Source organism: Actinomyces oris, assembly GCF_001937445.1.
Lineage (GTDB): Bacteria > Actinomycetota > Actinomycetes > Actinomycetales > Actinomycetaceae > Actinomyces > Actinomyces acetigenes.
Genome location: NZ_MSKS01000066.1, coordinates 1 through 2,997, shown reverse-complemented (window position 1 = coordinate 2,997; position 2,997 = coordinate 1). Strand labels below are relative to the sequence as shown.

The following is a 2,997-nucleotide window of genomic DNA, read 5'->3' as shown; positions in this document are numbered from 1 at the left end:
CCTGGGTCATGGCGGCCCTCACGAGGGTCGTCGTCGCCATGCTCATGTAGGTGGCTACCGCGCGCCGGCCGGGCTGCGCTGGGGTGCGGCGCACGAGCCGGGCCTGGGTGCGCCCACCACCCCCGGCACACACCACCTCCCCCGGCACACTTCGACCGAATCTTCATAAACGACGCGGCTCCGGGTCTTTTTTGAAGATTCGGTCGAAGTGTTAAGTGCGAGCCAGCGCTGGCGGTGTGTACCAGCCCCCACGGCCGCACCTCCGCCCCCTGCCTCCACCTCCGCGGCGAGTGATCGTCTAGGCTCGCGGTATGGCGACTCCGGAGTTCATCGTCTCCCTGCGACAGAAGATCGGGCATGACATGCTGTGGCTGCCGGGGGTGAGCATCGTCGTCGTCGACGAGGCCGGCCGGCTCCTGCTGGGGCGGCGCGCCGACAACGGGCGCTGGGCGGTCGTCTCCGGCATCCCCGAGCCCGGCGAGCAGCCGGCGGTGGCGATCCGGCGCGAGTGCCTGGAGGAGACCGGTGTGGACGTGGAGGTGCTAGCGCTCACGAGCGTGACCGCGGGCGAGCCCTTCGCCTTCCCCAACGGAGACAACTGCGTGTTCATGGACATCAACTTCGTGGGTCGGGCGCGCCCCGGCAGCGCGGCTCGCGCCCATGTGGCCGACGACGAGTCCACGCAGGTGGGCTGGTTCGCGCCGGACGCGCTGCCCGAGCCACTGCTGAGCTCGACGCCCGGACGCATCGAGGCGGCCCTGGCCTGGCTGGCCGACCCGACGTCGGGCGCGCGCTTCCACCCGGCGTCCTGACGCCGGTTGCCTTCGGTCGGGGGCATTGACGGGAACATTCCGCGCGGCGGGGTGCCATCTCTTCCGGACGGGGACATCCTGCGCGTACGGGGACGGGATTCTTGTCCCCGACGGCGTCGAATGCCCCCGGCCGTACGAGGGAAAGGCAGTTGCGGTCAGGCCTCGGGCACCTCGATGCCGATACGCCGGAGGCCTTCGGCCTGCGTGCTGTTCGGGTCCAGGGGCCTGGCGGCGGTGAGGACGACGCGCACGCCCTCGGGGGTGACGACCTCGACCTCGCGGGAGTTCCACGGGGTGATGCGCGGGCCGGTGACGCTGCCCGGCCGGCGCTGCTCGCAGGTCGCGGCGATCTCGTCGATCTGGGACAGGACGCAGGAGAAGCTGACGCTCATCGAAGGGCCGTCGGCCGGGGCGGGCGCCTGCGGCGTCGGCACCAGGAGGACGTCCTGGAAGGCCCAGCGGCGCAGGTGCACCAGCTGGCCGGGAATGCTGAACAGGGTGAAGAAGCCCAGCGCCTCGGTCCAGAAGTCGACCGAGGCGTCCAGGTCCGACGTCGGGACAGTGACGAACATCGGCATGCCGTAGATGCCGCGGAAGGGCTCGGGCGGTTGGGCGTCCTCGCTGGGCGCGGGTACGGGGCTCATCTCGAATGCGTTGAAGGTGCTCATGCGGGGCAGCCTCATCCCTCACGCTACGTGAGGGTCAAGGTGATCCGCGTTGCTGCTGGCTCCGCGGCCGGGGACATTCCGCGACCGGACGCCGAGCCGGGCATTTTTCGCGTAGCCGGGCAGAAATTCTGTGGGGCTACGCGAGAAATGCCCGGCTCGGCACGGGGTGCCGGTTCCAAGGCCAGACTCACGCGCAGCCGCTGCCCTTCTTCACCAACGGCGTCGATGCCCCCGGCCGTGACGATATGCCCCCTTCACGGTCAACAACGCCGCCGTCAGAACGGAGCCATCGCGGAGACAACGAGGTTGCTGCGAGGCAGCGGCTCACGGCGAGCCAGCGCCCGGCACCAGTCGTCGGCGGTGGCCACAGCCGCCCAGTTGGAATGCAGCAGTGCCATGAGCGTGGTGTGTACCGTACGCGCATCGGCCTTGCCGGCGCGGTTGCGCAGGTTGATGGCGCCGACGGCGTCGGACAGCACCTCCGTAGCCAGGCCGATCGTCTCTCCCCAGGCCGCTGAGGCCAGGACGCAGTTATTCACCATGAATCCGACGAGCGTGACGGTGTCGACGCTCTGCTCGCGCAGCCATGCGGCGAGGTCGGTTCCCGCGTAGATCGACCCGTGGTGCTTGACGACGCATTTCCACTGCGGGGTTCGTCGGCGCTCGATGCTCGGGCAGAGCTCGAAGCCCTTCCCGCCGGGGGCGAAGATCGCGCCGCCGGGCGGACCGGCGTGCTGCACGCAGACCACGGGGAGTCCGGCGCTCTCGGCGGCGTCGAGCACCCGCTCGATCCGCTCCAGGCAGTCGCGCAGGCGTGGGTAGCGGATGCGCAGCGGCAGGCGGGCGTACTCATTCTGTACGTCGACGAGAACCAGTGCCCTGCGAGGGGCGGTTCGTCCCGGTTCATCGCGGTCATTCATGGTGTCTCCAAACGTGTGCGCCTTGGCGCGGCGGTTGCGTGGTGGCACTCAGGATGTGCGATCGGGCTGGCGCCCACCAGTGGCGCATATGCTACGTAACGATGGTTTCACGCCAGGTGTTGAGGGACACCGGTACGGCGCAAGGCAGGCAGCACTCAGGGAGGTCGCATGCGCATCGCCGTCTACGCCTTCGACGGCATCACCCTGTTCCACCTGTCGATCCCCCAAATGGTCTTCGGGACCGTGAGCCGGCTGGGTCTTGCGGACTGGAAGGTCTCGCTGTTCACCACCGCCTCCGAGTTGGCGGTGCTCCCGGAGGAGGCCACAGCCCTCGAGGAAGGTGCGAGCCCACCGCCCACCGCACCATCGCGCACCGCCGCCATCCGCACCTCGGAGGGTTACATCCTTGACGGCTTGGGAGGTCTAGAGCTGGCGAGTGAGGCCGACGTCGTCGTGCTCCCCGCGTGGTTCGCCGACGGACGCCCCGCTGGGGAGGAGCTGTGCTCTCTCCTGAAGACCGCACATGCGCGGGGCGCTTGCGTTGTCGGCCTGTGCCTGGGGGCGATCCCGCTAGCCGAGGCCGGCCTCATCGGCGGG

3 protein-coding genes and 1 pseudogene are annotated in these 2,997 nt (G+C 69.5%); 2 read left to right on the top strand and 2 right to left on the bottom strand.

Annotated features, from left to right (window positions below):
- Positions 1 to 311 precede the first annotated feature (311 nt).
- The gene (locus tag BKH20_RS13255) at positions 312 to 812 is read left to right on the top strand and encodes an NUDIX hydrolase (protein WP_070660724.1); all 501 of its coding nucleotides are present in this window, start codon (positions 312 to 314) and stop codon (positions 810 to 812) included.
- Positions 813 to 967: 155 nt separating this feature from the next.
- Here the strand turns inward: BKH20_RS13255 and BKH20_RS13250 are convergent, their stop codons facing one another.
- Both BKH20_RS13250 and BKH20_RS13245 read right to left on the bottom strand, forming a co-directional pair.
- Positions 968 to 1,480 (bottom strand): VOC family protein, encoded by a 513-nt coding sequence (locus BKH20_RS13250; RefSeq protein WP_075391435.1) that lies wholly within the window; start codon positions 1,478 to 1,480, stop codon positions 968 to 970.
- 275 nt (positions 1,481 to 1,755) lie between these two features.
- Complete coding sequence (locus tag BKH20_RS13245; RefSeq protein WP_075371051.1) at positions 1,756 to 2,400, bottom strand: isochorismatase family protein; 645 nt, start codon at positions 2,398 to 2,400, stop codon at positions 1,756 to 1,758.
- A 168-nt stretch (positions 2,401 to 2,568) separates the two neighbouring features.
- Between BKH20_RS13245 and BKH20_RS13240 the strand changes: the two are divergent.
- Positions 2,569 to 2,997 (top strand): annotated as a pseudogene (locus BKH20_RS13240) (AraC family transcriptional regulator); the annotation flags it as partial.

Bases quoted from the DNA above. Each gene is read 5' to 3' on its own strand.
- BKH20_RS13255 (WP_070660724.1), top strand. From the start codon at position 312: ATGGCGACTCCGGAGTTCATCGTCTCCCTGCGACAGAAGATCGGGCAT.
- BKH20_RS13250 (WP_075391435.1), bottom strand. From the start codon at position 1,480: ATGAGCACCTTCAACGCATTCGAGATGAGCCCCGTACCCGCGCCCAGC.
- BKH20_RS13245 (WP_075371051.1), bottom strand. From the start codon at position 2,400: ATGAATGACCGCGATGAACCGGGACGAACCGCCCCTCGCAGGGCACTG.